Genomic DNA, 17,292 nt, shown 5'->3' with positions numbered 1-17,292 from the left:
GCCAGGTTCTGTTCATGCTCAATGCCGACGCCCTCAGCCAGTTGCGCCAGCTGAAAACCAATATCGAGGAAAACAAGGTTGTCTTCCCGGGTACCGTCAAAGCCACCAATGGGCGTTTCGGCTTTGTCGCGCTGGATGAGGGGCGGGATGTCTTCCTGCCACCGGAAGAAATGCAGAAAGTGCTGCCCGGTGACCGCGTTAAGATCACTGAGGAAGAAGGCGATAAAGGCAAAACCCAGGGCGTGATTGATGAATTGCTGGACACCAGTCTGGACACGTTCGTTGGTCGCTATCTGGTTAAAGGTAAAGGCCACTTCGTGGTGCCGGAAACCCCCGGCATCAACCGCTGGATTTTCATACCGCCAAAAGAGCGCCAGGGTGCCGAGCCCGACGACTACATCTACTGCCAGATTCACAAACATCCGATCAAAGATGGCAAAGGCCAGGCAAAGATCCTGAAAGTCCTCGGCAAAGCCGGTGATACCGGCATCGAACGCGCACTTACCGTTGCCAGCTTTCACCTGCCAGACACCTGGCCCGATGCCGTGCAGAAACAGGCCAGTGCGCTGGATGAATCAACCGTTGAAACAAAAAGCGAAGGCCGGGATGACCGCACTGACCAGCCCTATGTGACCATCGACAGCCCCGGCACCCAGGACATGGACGATGCCCTGCTGGCCGAGCCCAATGTTACCGGCTGGAAGCTCTCCATCGCCATTGCGGACCCAACGGCGGTGATCGAACCGAGTAGCCCCGCCGAGCAGGAAGCCTTCCGCCGTGCCACCGCCATCTATTTCCCTGGCGAGCCACTGCCGATGCTGCCGGATACCCTGAGCACGCGCTTGTGCTCACTGATGCCTGATGTCAAACGTCTGGCCCTGGTCTGTGACCTACAGGTGAATAATGACGGCAGCCTGGGCGACTACAGCTTTCATCAAGCCGTGATTCGCTCCCATGGCAAACTCAGCTACGAACTGGTGTCCAATCTGATCGAAGGTCGCGAAGACGACGACATCAAGGCACTGCCCGAAAGCGTGTCCAACAGCCTGGACCAGCTCCACCAGATCGCCACCGCCCTGCGTAAGTGGCGGACTGAGCATGCACTGGTCAACGGCGACCGACCGGAATTCCGTCTGCGCCTGGATGAAAACCGCCGAGTACGACTGATTGAGCCCTCCGTGCAGAATGAAGCGCATCGCCTGGTGGAAGAGTGCATGATCGCTGCCAACCGCTGCGCGGCGGACTTCCTTGGCCAACGTGACAAGGGGCTGTTTATCCAGCATCCCGGTTTGCGGGACGACCGTGCTGACAATGTCCGCGCCCTGCTGGAGGGTTATGCTCCGGACTTGGCGGGCATTGATGTCACCAGTGCCGAAGGTTTTCGTGAGCTGATGAAGAAGACGGAAGGGCTGGAGGCAGACGTTCCGGTCAAGTCTATCGTTTCCCGCCAGCTTGCCCGCGCCGAGCTGTCGTTCACGCCGGCTCCCCACCAGGGCATGGGGCTGGCCGCCTACACCACGTTCACCTCGCCACTCCGAAAGTTCAGCGACTTTCATGTGCATCGCCTGATCAAATCGATCCTGTGGCAGGATGCACTGAACGAACTCACCGAAGAGCAATTGGCGGAGTTACAACAGGCCCAGATCCGCGCCCGTCAGGCCGCCAACAGCCTTGAAAACTGGCTGAAGAGTGATTTTGCGAAGACCCTTGGGGAAGACTCAATGGCCGGCGTCATCAGCCGCACCACGCCTGCCGGCTTCTTTGTAAGACTCGATGCCAACGGATTGGAAGGATTTGTCAGCTGTAAGACCCTAGAGGGCAAGTTCAGCTTCGATCCGGTCACTCTGCGTCTCGTTCACAACAAGAACGGTCGCACGTTCCAACTGGAAGAGCCGGTAACCGTGACCTATGCGGGGGTGGATGACGAGAGAAAGCAGATCCTGTTCAATCTGGTGGAAACAACGGCTGACAGCAGCGAGCCCGCGAACACCACCGACGCTTGAAAATTGGGCTCCGGAGCACCATCTTACTAAGTAGACGGGCACTTATTCGTGACGGAGGTGAATCCGGATGCCTATCAGCCCAACCGAGTTCCTGAAGAAGTACGGCTTCGAAGAGGAAGAAGAGGAGCGCGACCACAGCCTGCGCCACAATGCGATGGAGCACGCAAAGCACTTGAAGCGCCCTCATGCTGGCACGCCTCATGACTGGGAAGAGTGGGAGCGTTACAAGAAAGAACACCCGGATGAAGTCGAGGACGACGAAGACAACACTTAGTCTGGTTCAAGCATCCTAGACAGGCGCTCGTCCTTCGCTCGCCACTGCTCTGCCAGCCAGTTCTTCACGTTTTTCCGGTGCTCTGCATCCGACGCGTAGTCCCGACCCTTGAGATGCTCCGGGATGGTGACGGTGTCGATCTCCATTTTCACGTCACTGACCCTTCCACACATGAAATCCCAGAACGTTGGAGCGCCCCCCGGATAGGCAATGGTGACATCCACCAGGGTTTCGATGGAGTCGCCCATGGCATCCAGCACGAACGCCACGCCACCGGCTTTGGGCGTCAGCAAGTGGGTGTATTTTGATTTCTGCTTGTCGTGCTTGGCCTGGGTAAAGCGAGTGCCTTCCACGAAATTCATCACGCTCACCGGGGTGTAGCGGAACTTCTCACAGGCTGCCCGCGTCGCTTTAAGATCCTCACCGCGTTTTTCCGGGTGCTTGATCAGGTACTCTCGGGTGTAGCGCTTCATGAACGGGAAATCCAGGCCCCACCAAGCCAGGCCAATAACCGGCACCCAGATCAGCTGTTGCTTGAGGAAGAACTTGAGGAACGGTGCACGGTGGTTAAACACCCGCTGCATGGCAAAGATGTCGACCCAGCTTTGATGGTTGCTCAACACCAGGTACCAGCTTTCCCGTTTGAGTTTTTCGTCGCCGTGGACGGTCCATTTCGTGCCTTGGGTGAGTTTCATCCAGCCCGTGTTGCAGGCGACCCAGGCTTCGGCAATCCAGATGATGACTTTGGTGCACAGTACCCGGAAGCCGGTGTGGGGGATGATCAGTTTGAGTATGGCCGGAATATAGAGAAGCAGGCACCAGAACAGGGTATTCAGCCCCAGGAGGATGGAACTGATAACGCCGATGACGGGGGCTGGCAGGAAGCTGAGCATGGTTGTCCTGTTGTTGGTTTTTTTCGATGGCTGAATGATACCAATGGTTGGCAGCTTTGGGCAGTGGCCTGAAGTGACCGGTTTGCCATTGGTGGTGGACGTTCTTGCCATAGTTCTGGCCCATGCGGGTAGTCTAGTCTTATCCAACACTGGTGGCTGTGCAGGTATGAAAGCCCTTTCCCGGACACGCCGTGAACCCATCCATGGGGGCTCGGCATTGCCATCCATGGCAATGCACGGTCCGGGAAAGGGCTTTCATACCCGCACGATCAGATTTGCGTGCCAGCCGCATGCTTTCATTCATAATCCGTTAGCGACATGCATTTTATGGAAACCTCTATGCCCAACCCGATGAAATCCGCTTTTGAAAAAGCCTCCGGGTTAACCCGCCAGACCGCACTATACGCCGGTAACGCCTTCGACCGCGTATTCCGCGCCGCCAGCCTGGTGCAGGCAGGGCAAACGCCGTTCGAGACGTTGTACACCGATGGTCTGGTGAGCCTGCGTTACTACCCTCCGCTGGCGGAGGACTTTATTGAGCTGGATGGCGAAATGATCGATGTGGAACGTACGCCCCACAAAACGCCCATCGTGATCGTGCCGCCACTGGCGGTGAACATGCTGATCTACGACCTGTTCCCCCAACGCAGCCTGGTACGGTTCCTGCGGGCCAAGGGGTTTGAGGTGTACCTGATCGACTGGGGCGTGCCCACGCGGCAGCACAGTCACTATAACCTTCACACCTACGTGGCGGAGTTGCTACCGGCGTACCTGGATCGGGTGCGGAAACACAGCGGCGAACAGGAGCTGTCGCTGCACGGCTGGAGCCTGGGGGGCATGTTCACGCTGTTCTACTCCGCCCTCAGCCGCGACCAGCACATCCGCAACGCCATCGTGTTGGGCTCACCCATCGACAGCCACGCATCCGGGCTGATGGGTTTGATGTACCAACGGGTGTCCGACGTCGCCGACTTCGTCCGCAAACGCACCGGCTTTCGCCTGCACGACGTCAAACCCCACTGGTTCCACTCACCGGGCTGGGCCAACACCATCGGCTTCAAACTCACCAACCCCATCGGCAGCGTGATGGGCTACTGGGAACTCATCGTCCGCCTGGGCGACCGCGACTTCGTCGCCAGCCACGCCACCACCTCCGCCTTCCTCGACCGCATGGTCGCCTACCCGGGTGGAATCGTGCAGGACGCCGTAGTACGCCTGTGGATCGACAACGAACTCTCTAAAGGCCAGATCCAGATCGGCGAGGACGTTGCCAGGCTGGAAAATGTAAACGCCAACTTACTTGCCATCGCCGGCGACACCGACACCCTGGCAACACCGGTCGCGGTCAAGCGTATTGAAGACCACGTCAGTTCAAAAGACGTTACCTTCCGGGTTACCCCCGGCGGCCACATGGGCATCCTGGCCGGCAGCAAGGCGCCGAAGGAAAGCTGGCTGGAGATGGCGGAGTGGTTGGCGCAAAGATCGGACTAAAGGACGGCTATCACCAGAGTTGAACGCGCGGCTCGGGAAGAGCTATCCAAAACTGTGCGGAGCCATGGATGGCGGAGCCCAAGCGCCACATGGATGTGCCGAAGGAGCGTGTTTTGGATAGCTCTTCCCGAGCCGTGCCCCCACCAAAATCAGAGGTTAGCCAAAGTCGCGGGCAACTCAGAAAGACTACGAACTACGGCATTAGGCTCAATCCCCCAATCCTCAAACACCTTCCCGGGATCACGCTGAACCCAGATCGCCATCAACCCCGCCGCTCGAGCCCCGATCACATCCCATGCGTTACTCGACACCATGCACAGAGGCCGATCTATTGCCCCCGTCGCCCGCCGCGCATAGGCATACACCGCCGGGTCCGGCTTGAAGCTCTTGATATCGTCCACCGACACCAGCCCCTCAAACAGATCCAGCAAATGGTTATGCCCCAGCACCTTCTCCAACGCCGGATAAGTGCCGTTGGAAAACGCAAACATCCGATATTCCCCTTTCAGGGACTCCAATGCCGGTAACGAGTCGTCAAAAGCCGGCAGCGACAGATAGGCCCCCATCAGTTCATCTTCCCGTTCTCCTCCAAGGTTCAAACCGTGGCTGGCCATCGCATATCTCAGCGCCTGCCGGGTACAGGCCCCGAAATCCTCGTACATCCGCATCAGCCCCTTGCGAAAGGAAAACTCCAGCTGCTTCTCCCGCCATTGGGCACTCACCGATTCCGCTGCCTCGCCCGCGTCTGGAGCCAGCAGTTGCGCCATACCCATGGGGTCCACCAGGGTTCCGTACACATCGAAGGCCAGGATTGGCTTCATCGGGAGCTCCTTTTTCAGTCCGTTATTTTCCTCCATCGTAAACCAGTCAGCATCGCTTTCTGAATGTTTACTCAAGTCGCTAACGCCAAATCAGTCTGGAATGGGCAACGCACCACACCTCGGGTACACTGCCATTCATGAACCCCATTGATACATTCAACCTCGACATTCGCTCCCTCAGCACCTTCATCGCCGTGCTGGATGAGGGCAGCGTGTCGAGGGCAGCCGTGCGCCTGGGCGTAAGCCAGTCCGCGGTCAGTCACACTCTGGACCGATTACGGCAGGCCCTGGGCGACGCCCTGTTCGTCAAATCCGGCCGAGGCATTGTCCCCACCCGTTATGCGCTCCAGGCCGGCCCACACATTCGCCAGATACTGGACGACCTGCACTCCCTGTCTTCCGGGCCGCCGTTTGCCCCGGCCACGGCCGAGTTCACCTTCACCATCGCCGCCAACGACTATCAGCGCGACCTGCTGTTACCCGGACTGTTGTCCGTGATCCGACAAGAAGCGCCTGGCATCCGCTTGCAGGTTGTCCCCTCGGGCATTCCGACCGCCGACATGTTGCGTAAAGACTTGTGTGACTTGATTATTTCCCCTCACGCACCGGAAGCCACCGACATCATGCAGCGGGGCCTGATGGCGGATCAGATGGTGGTTTTCTACGATCCCGCCATCCGCCAGGCCCCGGAGTCCCTGGCGGATTACCTGAAGGCGGACCACATCGCCATCCTGTTTGGCACCGGTGAAAAAACGGCTTTCGAAGGTTCGTTAGCCGCCCAGGGATTGACCCGGAGAACCGCCGTAACCGTGTCCAATTTTTCCGGCCTGCCAGCCTTCCTGCAAGGCACTGACATGCTCGCAACAGCACCCAAGCGCATGAGTGAGGACTTACTGCAGCAGTTTGCATGGACGCCCCTACCATTCGACTACAAGCCATTCACATTGCTGATGCTGTGGCACAAACGCAACCAGAACGACCCCGCTCACCGCTGGATTCGAAACCACGTCAACGGCGTAGCAGCGACCATCAACGGCCTCAATACCTAATTCATCTGATTTGCTCATATATCGTATGAAATAGCCGGCCGTTATCTTGTCCCTCTTGATCCGTAGACTGACCAGACTCCGAGTAGGTCGCTGGGAGTGGTGATGGCCTTCCGAAACACGCTGTAAATACGTCCCTGTACGCTCGGGCTCCGCCATCCATGGCTCCGCACGGTTTCGGAAGGCCATCACCACTCCCAGCTCGCTTGTCATCGAATAACTTCAGGTCACCTAATGCTTGCGCTAACGAGTGTATGGACAACGATACTATTGGCAGCCGCTGTCGCCCTCGGGCCGCTGGCGATCGATATGTATCTGCCTGCCTTGCCCGCCATGGGAGAGGCGCTTTCAGCCGATACCGGACAAGTCCAGCTTACCCTGAGTATCTACATGGTCGGCTTTGCCCTGGCACAGCTGGTCTGCGGCCCGCTGGCGGACCGTTTCGGGCGTAAGCCCATCATGATTGGCGGATTCCTGCTGTTTGCGATCGCCAGCGTTGTTTGTGCTCTTGCCACCAATATTGAAACACTGATCCTGTGCCGCTTCCTGCAAGCGCTTGGCGGCTCAGCCGGTCCAGTGCTGGGCCGGGCAGCGGTACGGGATATCTATTCCCCACGGGACGCCGCAAGGATCATGGCCATCCTGGCCAGCATCATGGCCCTGGCACCCGCTGTTGCACCAACTCTCGGCGGTTTTATGGTGGTCAGCCTGGGGTGGTCGTCAATTTTTCTGGCGCTGGGTGGCTACGCTCTGTTGATGGCGATTGTCGTCGCCGTCGGTATTCCCGAACCCATGCACCCGGAAAACCGGCAATCCCTGCGAATCAGCAGCCTGTGGAAGAATTACCGGGCAATTGCCTCGGACATTAGCTTCCTGGGCTACACCCTGACCAATTCCCTGACCTTTGCCGGCCTGTTTGCGTTCCTGTCGGGCTCTTCGTTCGTGCTGATTGATTTCCTGGGCGTGAAACCGCAATACTTCGGCCTGTTCTTTGCCTGCATCGTCACCGGCTACATTGGCGGCAATCTCACGGCCATTCGACTGGGGCGATCGTTGACGCCGGATCAAATACTGATCCGTGGCCTGGTTGTGGCAGTGGCCGGCGGTTCTTTAATGGCCGCGCTGGCAACGGCCCATATTTATAACGTCTGGGCCGTTATTCTCCCCCAATCGCTGCTGATGGTGGGCGTGGGCATGATTCTACCCCAGACCATGGCCGGAGCCCTGGCCAACTTCCCCAGCATGGCCGGCTCCGCGTCGGCGTTGTTCGGCTTCACCCAGATGGCGGTTGCTGCAACCGTGGGTGCGCTGGTGGGGCACTTCCACGATGGTACCCCCGTGGTAATGGCGGGCATCATCGCTGCCTGCGCCATTGCAGCCCTGGTCAGCTTCCTGCTGCTGGTCCAGCGGCACCCTGCTCCCGGATTTGAGCCCGCCTGAAACCGACGTAACTCGACTCGTGGATGAAAAAACATCCAAAATGGACTACACAGAGTAAGCTGTTAAACACAAATCCATTAAGCCAGTATCAGGGAGTTCCAAATGAGCAACGTCACACTCGGCGGTAATCCAATCACCGTGAGCGGCACCCTTCCGCAAACCGGCGACACCGCCCCCAACTTCACCCTCACGACTCAGGGCCTGGAAGACGTCACCCTGGACAACTGGGCTGGTAAGCGCAAAGTCCTGAACATCGTCCCCAGCGTAGACACCCCCACCTGCGCCACCTCCACCCGCAAGTTCAACGAAAAAGCCAGCAGCCTGGACAACACTGTGGTGCTGGTCGTTTCCGCCGACCTGCCCTTTGCTGCCGGTCGATTCTGTGGTGCCGAAGGCCTGGAAAATGTCACTACCCTTTCCAGCTTCCGAAACTACAGTTTCCAGGAGGATTACGGTGTTGCCATCCAGGACGGCCCACTTGCGGGCCTGACCTCCCGCGCGGTGGTAGTCCTGGACGAGAACAACAAGGTTCTGCACAGTGAGTTGGTTGGTGAAATCAAGGAAGAACCGAATTACGAAGCCGCTCTTTCGGCGCTTTGATTCCCAGCACTCCGACTTACTGAAAGCGACTCCGTAATTGATGTGCGAAGGCCGGGGCGCCTTCCCCAGACCGTGCATTGCCAGGGATGGCAATGCCGAGCCCCCATGGATGGGTTCACGGCGTGTCTGGGGAAGGCGCCCCGGCCTTTGCACCCACTCACAAACCGATAACTGCTAAAATCGCCCACCAAGCAAAACACCTGGAACAGAAGCCACCAACGTGACGAACGCCACCCCACAAGCCAGCCTGCCGCGCCAGTTGTTCACCATGACCTGGCCCATGCTCTTCGGCGTACTGTCACTGATGACCTTCCAACTCGTCGACAGCGCCTTTATTGGCCAACTCGGCCGCGACCCACTGGCGGCACTGGGCTTCACACTGCCCATGCAGCAGCTCATCATCGGCCTGCAGGTGGGCCTTGGCATCGCCACCACCGCCATCATCTCCAGAACGCTAGGCGCCGGCGACCAACTCCGTGCTGAACGCCTGGGCGGTCTCGTCGTCACCGTGGGCGCCACTCTGGTGATTATCCTGTGTATCGCCCTCTGGCTGCTGCAAACCCAGATTATGGCTGGCCTGGGTGCCGAACAGAGCCTGCTGCCGCTGATCCGCAGTTACTGGATACCCTGGCTACTCTCCGCCTGGACCGGCGCCATGCTCTACTTTGGCTACAGCGTGTGCCGCTCCCACGGCGACACCAAACTCCCTGGCTATATGATGGTCGCCACCAGCGTGGCAAACATCGCCCTGGACCCGTTGTACATCTTCGTTTTCGGGTGGGGCCTGCAAGGCGCTGCCCTGGCAACCGTGACCGCCTTCGGTATCGGTTGCCTGTTTATCTACCCCAAACTGCTGCGCTCTGGCTGGATACGCTTCGACCTTTCCCAGCTGGCCCTCGGCAAGGCACTGAAACAACTGAATGGCATCATGGCGCCGGCTATGGTCAGCCAGCTGATGCCGCCAGCCTCGGCCATGTTCGCGACCGCCATGGTGGCTGGTTTTGGCTCCGCCGCCGTCGCGGCCTGGGGCCTGGGCACTCGCCTCGAGTTCTTCTCCATAGTGGTGGTGCTGGCACTGACCATGTCGATGCCGCCCATGATTGGCCGCATGCTTGGGGCCGGTGAGCTTGCGCGGATTCGCGTTCTCGTGCGATTGGCGGTTCGTTTTGTGGTGGTGTGGCAACTGGCCATTGGATTGATCTGGCTTTTAGCGTCAGGAGTGGTCTCAGAGCTGTTTACCAGCGATCGCGCCGTCAGCGATGTGTTGGGCAGTTATCTGGTTCGGGTGCCGCTGAGCTATACCGGCCTGGGCATCTGCATGCTGATGGTGTCGGTGTGCAATGCGCTGGGGCTTGCCATGCGGGCGCTGCTGGTGTCGGTCCTGCGGTTATTCCTCTGCTTTCTGCCACTGCTTTGGCTCGGCTCACAGCTCGGCGGTATCAACGGCCTGATGAGCGGTGCGCTGGTTGGCAACCTGATGGCAGGTGTCATGGCCTACCTGTTCTACCGGCAAGGCATCCGAAAGCTGGCACTCCAGGACTAAATACTAATCGCCGAAGCGTGCGCGGAAACTCTCTGGCATCGGCACAACCGATTTGCGCTGGTAATTGAAGAACACGAAACCGTACTTGGCCAGGGCCACGGGTTGACCGCTCTCCGCCTTGGTTACGCGGAATACGAAATCCCCGCCGTATTTGTTGAAGTCCATCAGCCCCACTTCAAAGCGGAGCATCTCCGGAAAGAACGATTCCGATTGGTACATCGTTGCCAGGTCGGTCACGATAATACCCACGCCGTTTTTGTCGGCTTCCTCGACACCATAGTTCACCAGGAATTGTGCCCTGGCTTCAGACAGCATGGAGATTAACGCATCGTTTCCCAGATGGTTGGCTCCATTGATATCGGTGATCCGAACCGGCATCTTGGTTTCAAAATAAAAGGCGTTATCCGGGAAAGAGAGCTTGATGCGAGCCAAGTCGGCGTTCCTGTGTGGGGGAATTTTCTGTAAACCCAATGATACTTGGTTGTAACCATGCCGACACCCCGAGACAGCAGACCGCACATTGGTTATCTTGGGAGTTATTTTCGGCGCGTCTGGCTTTAGAGTCGCAGGGATAGGGATGGCCTTTTCAAAACACGCTCAAGCACATCCATGTGACGCTTGGGCTCCGCCATCCATGGCTCCGCACAGTTTTGAAAAGGCCATCCCGATCCCCGCCCAGGAATCTGGCGCGCACCACTATGTGAAAACAACGGACACTCCATGGATATTCGCCCTGCTGCCACGCTGGTTTTGACCAAAGACACTGCTGAAGGTCCAAAGATCCTGCTGCTGCAACGAACCTGGGACGCGGTATTCATGCCGGGCTATTTTGTCTTTCCCGGTGGTTCTGTCGACGATCAGGAAAATAATGGGCGGGCCCACGCAATCGGGCGGGCTGACACTGAAATCAGCCAGACAATGGCCATGGATGAAGGTGGCGCCGACTACATGCTTGCGGCTGTCCGGGAGTGTTTTGAGGAAGCGGGCATTCTGTTAGCCGTTGATGAAAAAGGTGCTGCGCTGACTCATGACCATCCCATTCACAGCGACCGCGAAGCTCTGTTTAAAGGTGAGTTAACCCTGGCGGAACTGTGCCATCGCTATAACCTCACCATTCCCCTGGACCGTCTGGGCTACCTCGGGCACTGGGTGACACCGCCGGGACCTCCCCGGCGCTTTGATACACGCTTCTTCATTGCAGTGGCACCGGAAGGGCAACGGGCAAGTCATGACGGCAATGAAACCATTGACCACGTCTGGCTGAGCCCGGCGGAAGCCCTGGAAGATCATCGCAGTGGCCGCCGCCTGCTAGGATTACCAACCATTGGGACGCTGCGGATACTGGCGGAGTTCGGCACCACGGAAGCCCTCATGCGCTATGTCCACGCTAATCCGCCGGAGCCCTATCCCAACAAGCCGTGGCCGGCGGTCAAGAAAGACAGGACCACGATGCTGGAGCCGGGGGCACCCGCCTATGACGAAGCGGTCAAGCTGGACCCGGAGGGTGCAGGCTCTACACACGCGGACATTGTTCCCGGGAAACCGGTGGAGGTGGCGGCCGGTGTGGTTCGCCTGACAGCGCCAAACCCGGGAATGATGACCGGCCCCGGCACCAACACCTATGTGCTTGGCCACAAACGGTTTACGGTACTGGACCCCGGCCCGGACGACGCAACGCATATTGAGCGCATTCTGGAATTCACTGGTGGAGCGATTGATCAAGTGGTGGTCACTCATACCCACCAGGACCACTCGCCGGCAACAGTGGCACTGAAGGCAAGAACCGGCTGTCGCGTTTACGGCCAGCTGGCTCCCGAAGGCCCGGCCCAGGACCAGACGTTTTCGCCGGATGTAGAGCCGGTGAATGGTGACCTGATCGTCACCGAGGCTGGCACCCTGAAAGCCCTTTACACCCCGGGGCATGCCTCCAACCATCTTTGCTATCTGCTCCTGGAACAAGAGCTGCTGTTTTCCGGAGACCACATCATGCAGGGCTCCACCGTGGTCATTAATCCGCCAGACGGTGACATGAAGGCCTACCTGGAGTCGCTGTACGACCTGCTGGCCGAGTCCGTGCGTTACATAGCGCCTGCCCACGGTTTCCTGATGGCACGCCCCGAATCGGTGATCGATTATCTCATCACGCATCGTCTGGCACGGGAGCACAAGGTTGTCAGGGTGCTGAAAAGCCTCGCCCCGGCCAGCCTGAAAGATCTGACCGCAAAGGCCTATGACGATGTTCCAGCGGCGATCCATGGCGTCGCCGCCCGCTCCGCGCTGGCGCACCTGCTAAAACTGGAGGCAGATGGCCGGGCTGCGCGAGAAGGCGACATCTGGCGCACCACTCCCGACATTTGAAGCCCGCCCCTCACAGACACTTGGTTCCTGCTCAGGGGCGGCCTATTTTTTCGCGATGATCCAGACGGCGTGCACGATACCGGGAATGTAACCGAGAATCGTCAACAGGATGTTGATCCAGAAGTGTTTGCCAATCCCCACCTGTAAAAAGACGCCCAACGGCGGTAACAAAATCGCAACCAGAACTCGCAAAAGATCCATACAGTTTATCCTCCATCGAACGTATAACGGATACAGAACTGCAATCCGCATCCTGTAACCTCTTTGAATAGGTCATTTTGCGGAATTACACAATGAGTTCATGAAAGTGGCATTAAACCTTTGTCACAGCCGTATTCATGAAACAATGGGGTCTCTATCCTTGTACCGTTTTCACAGATCGGACAACGAGCCTCAAACTGGCTGAAGACTCGAGAGGAATTATGCTGTATCGCTGGCTGACACATCTGTTTCGCGCTGGCCTGATGTTTACCCTGACTGGCAGCCTGGTCGCAATCCCTGCCGTCTACGCAAACAAGTCCGATGACTCCGATAACACGGAGATGCTCGTCGCGGAGCTTGCCGAGGACGAGAGTGTTGAGGATGTCGAGCATTCGGAACCCTTGCGCTCGTCTGAACCGAAAAAGAATAGCGGTAAAGCAGACACCACTCAGAAATCCGATGAGGAGCTCGCCTCACAGGATAAAACACCAGATTCCACGGCAGAACCAGCCGTGGAAGAAGTGGCCCCCAATGTTGATTTAAAGGAGGTGGCGCCGCCTCCAAAGCCCGCTGAACCAGCGGAGTCGAAGACTTCGGAGCCCGAACCTTCGAAGCCCGACGCAACGGTGGATCAGCCCAAACCCACTGCCCAGGGCGCAGACCCCGCAACGGCGACCGATGAAAACGGCGTGGAAGAGTCTGCTGAGGTGACGGAACCCGAAAAGGCCACCAGCCTGAAAATGCTCGGTGCCGAGGTTCTGCCCGGAACCTCAACTCGCCTGGCCTGGTCCCCTGCCATACAGATTGCCGGCCTGTCGCAACCAACACCGGTTCTGGTGGTCAATGGCTCCAAACCCGGCCCTAACCTATGCCTGACCGGGGCCGTTCACGGTGATGAACTCAACGGCATCGAGATCATCCGCCGCACCATGTACGACCTGGAGCCAGACAAGCTCTCCGGCCGGGTGATCGGCATTCCCATCGTCAACCTGCCGGGTTTCCAGCAAGGCAGCCGCTACCTGCCCGACCGCCGTGACCTCAATCGTCACTTCCCCGGCAGCACCGATGGCAGCCTGGCGGACCGCATTGCCCACTCGCTGTTCGAGAACGTAATCCGTCATTGCGACATGTTGGTGGATATCCACACCGGGTCTCTCAAGCGCACCAACCTGCCCCAACTGCGTGCGGACATGAATAACCCGGAAGTGGCGGAACTCACCCGTGGATTTGACCGCATGGCAGTCGTCCACAGTACCGGCACCACCGGCATGCTTCGTCACGCCGCTGTCGAAGCCGGCATCCGGTCCGTCACCATGGAGGCCGGTGAATCACTGCGAATCCAGGAGCACCAGATCAAGGCCGGGGTGAACAGCCTGACCAGTCTGATGGACAAGGAAGGCATGATCTCAAGGATGTTCGTCTGGGGAGACCCGGAACCCGTCTATTACGATTCCGAGTGGATACGGGCCGAACACGGCGGCATTCTGTTCAGCGAAACCAAGCTGGGGGCCAAGGTTTCTGAAGGTGAAATCCTGGGTTATGTTTCGGATCCCATCACCAACGCCCAGCATCCCATCCGCGCCCGCAGCAGCGGCCGAATTATCGGCATGGCGGTGGATCAGGTGGTCATGGCCGGTTTTGCCGCCTACCACGTTGGTACGGAGGCAGAAGTGCCTGGAGAGTAGTATCCTGTCGGGTTCCTGGAATCTATCACGGAACCAGAAATTCAGACGGGAGCTGGCGTGTCTTCTGAAACCTCTAAACCACTATGGCTGGCCTACACCGGCCTGGTCCTGACCCCGTTGTTCTGGGCGGGCAACGCCGTGGTGGCCAAAAGTGTGGTTGGCGAGATTCCTCCCCTGTCCATGTCGTTCTGGCGCTGGGTGATAGCCCTGACGATACTCCTGCCCTTCGGGCTGCCGGGGGTCTGGCGCCAGCGCCGGGTCATCCGCGAACACGCACTGTCGATACTGGCACTCGCCACGTTCAGTGTGGCGGCGTTCAACTCGCTGCTTTATTTTGCCGCGGTGACCACCACGGCCACCAACATCGCGCTGATTAACGCCACCATACCCATCATGGTGGCGTTACTGGCCTGGTTGCTGTTGGGAGATCGCACACGCCCCATTCAGGCTCTCGGCATCGGGCTGGCGGTACTGGGCATCCTGGCGGTTGTGGCGCGGGGAGACCTCTCAGTGCTGACCGGTTTGCGGGCGCAACCCGGTGATCTGATCATGGTACTGGCGGTATCCAGTTGGGGCTTGTTCTCAGTACTGCTTCGCCGCCAGGCGGTACCATTGGCCCCACTGACCTTTCTGACCGTCCAGATCGCCTGCGGCACTATGGTGATCTTGCCGTTTTTCCTGGTGGACCTACTGTTCTTCTCAGGTGGATTCGAGCTGAACGCATCAACCGCGCTGCCCATGATGTATTTTGCAATTTTCCCCGGTATTCTGGCTTACGCGTTCTGGAATCATGGGGTGCATCGGATTGGTCCTGCAAAAGCGGCCATCTTCATGTACCTCACCCCTGTATTTGCGTCGGTGATGGCGGGCATTTTCCTCGGGGAACGCCTGGGCCTGTTCCATGTCATTGGCGGCCTTCTGATTCTGGCCGGACTGTTCCTGGCCACCCGAACCACCGAACTTCGCCGCAAATACCGTTGAGCACCCAACAACAAATATCGACAAGGCAGGCATTCATGGTCAATGGCATGACAAGGCGCTTCAGATGGGCCGGCGTACTGATACTGGCGGCTTTCAACACCCCAGCGGTCGCTGCCCCCTGCGATCCTGAGGAAAATACCTGGATACCGAGCCGCTATTACCCACCGGGACAGACAGTGTTTCACCAGGGTGACTGGTACCAGTCCCGCGAACTCCACGAGGGTAAAACACCCGGTGCGGATTTCGAATGGGAAAGACTGGCGTCAGTGCCTGATTGCGGGGTCGGTCGTGATGACAGCAACGTTGCTGAGCGCCAATCGGAAGGTGGGGTGAACCACCAACCTCAGGCACCGGCCGACGCCGGCGAAACGCCCGTAAAAACGCCCAACGAGCGCCCACAGGCCTGCAAAGAACCCGGGCGATGGAGCTTTGGCGGCAGCTATACCGTGGGCCAGATGGCCATACACGAAGGGCAGACTTACCGCGCCATACGCCCCAGCAACGGCCAGATGCCAGCCATGAGCCAGCCGCCTCACTGGCAGCCAGTAGACGATCCCTGCAGTAACGGCGCTGAAAACGCCGACTGATCCGGTTATTTATTCAGCGCCTGCCGGATCTGCTCCAGGGCCGTGTCCAGAACCCGGCGCGGGCAACCAATATTCATACGCATGAACCCGCTGCCGGGCTCACCAAAGGTGATGCCCGGGTTCATGCCAATACCCGCTTCCTGCACAAAGAACCGTTTCAGTTCCGCGTCGCTCATGCCCAGGCCCCGGCAGTCCAGCCACAACAAGTAGGTGCCCTCCGGCTCCGTTACCCGGATGTCAGGCAGGTGTTGGCGGATGTAGTCCATCACCCTGTCACGATTGCCTTGCAGGTAGATCATGAGTTCGTCCAGCCATGGGCCACCCTGGCGATACCCGGCCTCGAAGCCGGCGATACTGAAGGGATTGCACTGGTTCATGTGCATGGCGTCGAACACGTCTTTCAATAACTTCCGATGCTCTGGATTCCTCACCACCAGCGCCGACAAGCCCAGACCGGGCATATTGAAGGATTTACTGGGCGCTACGGTGGTAATCAGGGCCTGTTCCTCATCGGCCAGTTTCGCCAGTACATGATGGGCAGGCTTGTCCGGATAGGTGAGGTCGCAATGAATCTCATCCGACAGCACCACCAGGTTGTGGCGCCTGGCAATGGCCAATACCTCCCTGAGCTCGCTTTCGCTCCACACCCTTCCCACCGGGTTATGGGGCGAGCACAGCAGCAACACTCTGGCATCGCCCCGCGCTGCACAGGCCTCAAGGTGTTCGAGATTCATCTGATAACGGCCATCCACCTGTTCCAGCGGGTTTTCAATCACCGCACGACCGGTTTTCCGAATGGCACTGAAGAAAGGCGGGTAAACCGGAGGCTGTATTATCACCCCTTCACCTTCGCCGGCAAACGCCAGTGCCGCCGCGTGCAGCGAAGGCACCACCCCCGGAGCCATCATTAACCATTCCCGCTCAATGACCCAGCCATGCCGATGTTCAAACCAGTCAATCACCGACTGGTACAGGCTCTCCGGAAACAGTGTATAACCGTATACCGGGTGCCTTGCCCGTTCTTCCAGAGCCCTGGTCACCGCTTCCGGCGCTGGAAAGTCCATATCCGCCACCCACAGGGGGATAACGTCATCTTTGCCGAATACCGCTTTGCGGGCGTCAAATTTTACGGAACAGGTGTTTTCCCGCTCAACAGGCTGGTCAAAGGTCTCAGGCACAAGTGGCTCTCCGCTAGGATGGTGAGTTAGGCAAGGTTATTCTGTGGCAGTCGTTACAATCCGTGCAAGTTGGGCGCTGCTTCCCCAGCTTATGGAAGGGGTTATCTTTGGTCGCAAGGCCACAGGTTTTACTTGCCTGGAACCCGGTATAATTGCGAACCTAACGAGTTATTTGCTTACCCTGATCGACC

The 17,292-nt window shown here is 58.4% G+C and carries 16 protein-coding genes; 11 read left to right on the top strand and 5 right to left on the bottom strand.

Annotation, left to right across the window (positions count from 1 at the left end; all coding sequences use genetic code 11):
- Nucleotides 1-14: 14 nt before the first annotated feature.
- Together R1T46_RS04860 and R1T46_RS04855 are read left to right on the top strand one after the other, a co-directional pair.
- On the top strand, nucleotides 15-2,003 hold the full coding sequence (locus R1T46_RS04860) for a VacB/RNase II family 3'-5' exoribonuclease (RefSeq protein ID WP_317307519.1): 1,989 nt from the start codon (nucleotides 15-17) through the stop codon (nucleotides 2,001-2,003).
- 67 nt (nucleotides 2,004-2,070) lie between these two features.
- Nucleotides 2,071-2,277 (top strand): hypothetical protein, encoded by a 207-nt coding sequence (locus R1T46_RS04855; protein ID WP_317307518.1) that lies wholly within the window; start codon nucleotides 2,071-2,073, stop codon nucleotides 2,275-2,277.
- Here R1T46_RS04855 and R1T46_RS04850 read toward each other — a convergent pair.
- Nucleotides 2,274-3,170 carry an acyltransferase gene (locus R1T46_RS04850; protein ID WP_317308260.1) on the bottom strand — a complete coding sequence of 299 codons (897 nt, stop codon included), beginning with the start codon at nucleotides 3,168-3,170 and terminating at the stop codon, nucleotides 2,274-2,276. The genes R1T46_RS04855 and R1T46_RS04850 overlap by 4 nt on opposite strands.
- 339 nt (nucleotides 3,171-3,509) lie before the next feature.
- Between R1T46_RS04850 and R1T46_RS04845 the strand changes: the two genes are divergently transcribed.
- On the top strand, nucleotides 3,510-4,661 hold the full coding sequence (locus tag R1T46_RS04845; protein ID WP_317307517.1) for an alpha/beta fold hydrolase: 1,152 nt from the start codon (nucleotides 3,510-3,512) through the stop codon (nucleotides 4,659-4,661).
- Nucleotides 4,662-4,810: 149 nt separating this feature from the next.
- Here the strand turns inward: R1T46_RS04845 and R1T46_RS04840 are convergent, their stop codons facing one another.
- A complete protein-coding gene (locus R1T46_RS04840; RefSeq protein WP_317307516.1) occupies nucleotides 4,811-5,482 on the bottom strand; it encodes a haloacid dehalogenase type II in 672 nt (223 codons plus the stop codon).
- Nucleotides 5,483-5,619: 137 nt separating this feature from the next.
- Between R1T46_RS04840 and R1T46_RS04835 the strand changes: the two genes are divergently transcribed.
- The 4 genes from R1T46_RS04835 (at nucleotide 5,620) to R1T46_RS04820 (ending at nucleotide 10,111) form a co-directional block, all read left to right on the top strand.
- Nucleotides 5,620-6,531 carry a LysR family transcriptional regulator gene (locus tag R1T46_RS04835; protein ID WP_317307515.1) on the top strand — a complete coding sequence of 304 codons (912 nt, stop codon included), beginning with the start codon at nucleotides 5,620-5,622 and terminating at the stop codon, nucleotides 6,529-6,531.
- A 231-nt stretch (nucleotides 6,532-6,762) separates the two neighbouring features.
- Nucleotides 6,763-7,968, top strand: a complete 1,206-nt coding sequence (locus R1T46_RS04830; RefSeq protein WP_317307514.1) for a Bcr/CflA family multidrug efflux MFS transporter — start codon at nucleotides 6,763-6,765, stop codon at nucleotides 7,966-7,968.
- Between the two features lie 102 nt (nucleotides 7,969-8,070).
- Nucleotides 8,071-8,568: a thiol peroxidase gene (gene tpx / locus R1T46_RS04825; RefSeq protein ID WP_213479723.1), complete on the top strand. Its 498-nt coding sequence runs from the start codon at nucleotides 8,071-8,073 to the stop codon at nucleotides 8,566-8,568.
- Nucleotides 8,569-8,836: 268 nt separating this feature from the next.
- On the top strand, nucleotides 8,837-10,111 hold the full coding sequence (locus tag R1T46_RS04820) for an MATE family efflux transporter (protein WP_051947109.1): 1,275 nt from the start codon (nucleotides 8,837-8,839) through the stop codon (nucleotides 10,109-10,111).
- A gap of 3 nt (nucleotides 10,112-10,114) precedes the next feature.
- Here R1T46_RS04820 and R1T46_RS04815 read toward each other — a convergent pair whose 3' ends face one another.
- Nucleotides 10,115-10,543 (bottom strand): thioesterase family protein, encoded by a 429-nt coding sequence (locus tag R1T46_RS04815; RefSeq protein ID WP_036211464.1) that lies wholly within the window; start codon nucleotides 10,541-10,543, stop codon nucleotides 10,115-10,117.
- Between the two features lie 288 nt (nucleotides 10,544-10,831).
- On the opposite strand from R1T46_RS04815, the gene R1T46_RS04810 reads away from it, so the two are divergent.
- Nucleotides 10,832-12,469 (top strand): MBL fold metallo-hydrolase, encoded by a 1,638-nt coding sequence (locus R1T46_RS04810; protein ID WP_288352450.1) that lies wholly within the window; start codon nucleotides 10,832-10,834, stop codon nucleotides 12,467-12,469.
- A gap of 42 nt (nucleotides 12,470-12,511) precedes the next feature.
- On the opposite strand, the gene R1T46_RS04805 is transcribed toward R1T46_RS04810, so the two are convergent.
- On the bottom strand, nucleotides 12,512-12,670 hold the full coding sequence (locus R1T46_RS04805; protein WP_007155136.1) for a YqaE/Pmp3 family membrane protein: 159 nt from the start codon (nucleotides 12,668-12,670) through the stop codon (nucleotides 12,512-12,514).
- Nucleotides 12,671-12,891: 221 nt separating this feature from the next.
- Between R1T46_RS04805 and R1T46_RS04800 the strand changes: the two genes are divergently transcribed.
- Genes R1T46_RS04800 through R1T46_RS04790 form a run of 3 tightly spaced genes read left to right on the top strand, consistent with a single transcriptional unit; the run spans nucleotide 12,892 to nucleotide 15,923 of the window.
- Nucleotides 12,892-14,355 (top strand): succinylglutamate desuccinylase/aspartoacylase family protein, encoded by a 1,464-nt coding sequence (locus R1T46_RS04800; protein WP_317307513.1) that lies wholly within the window; start codon nucleotides 12,892-12,894, stop codon nucleotides 14,353-14,355.
- Nucleotides 14,356-14,412: 57 nt separating this feature from the next.
- Nucleotides 14,413-15,336: a DMT family transporter gene (locus R1T46_RS04795; RefSeq protein ID WP_317307512.1), complete on the top strand. Its 924-nt coding sequence runs from the start codon at nucleotides 14,413-14,415 to the stop codon at nucleotides 15,334-15,336.
- 47 nt (nucleotides 15,337-15,383) lie between these two features.
- Nucleotides 15,384-15,923, top strand: coding sequence for a carbohydrate-binding protein (locus tag R1T46_RS04790; RefSeq protein ID WP_317307511.1), 540 nt, complete (start codon nucleotides 15,384-15,386; stop codon nucleotides 15,921-15,923).
- A 5-nt stretch (nucleotides 15,924-15,928) separates the two neighbouring features.
- Here the strand turns inward: R1T46_RS04790 and R1T46_RS04785 are convergent, their stop codons facing one another.
- Entirely contained in the window at nucleotides 15,929-17,101 is a 1,173-nt protein-coding gene (locus R1T46_RS04785) for a pyridoxal phosphate-dependent aminotransferase (protein WP_317307510.1), read from the bottom strand.
- Nucleotides 17,102-17,292 lie beyond the last annotated feature (191 nt).

Source organism: Marinobacter salarius (assembly GCF_032922745.1).
Classification (GTDB): domain Bacteria; phylum Pseudomonadota; class Gammaproteobacteria; order Pseudomonadales; family Oleiphilaceae; genus Marinobacter.
Note: the sequence above shows the minus strand (reverse complement) of the source record. Positions and strands in the feature narration are given on the sequence as shown.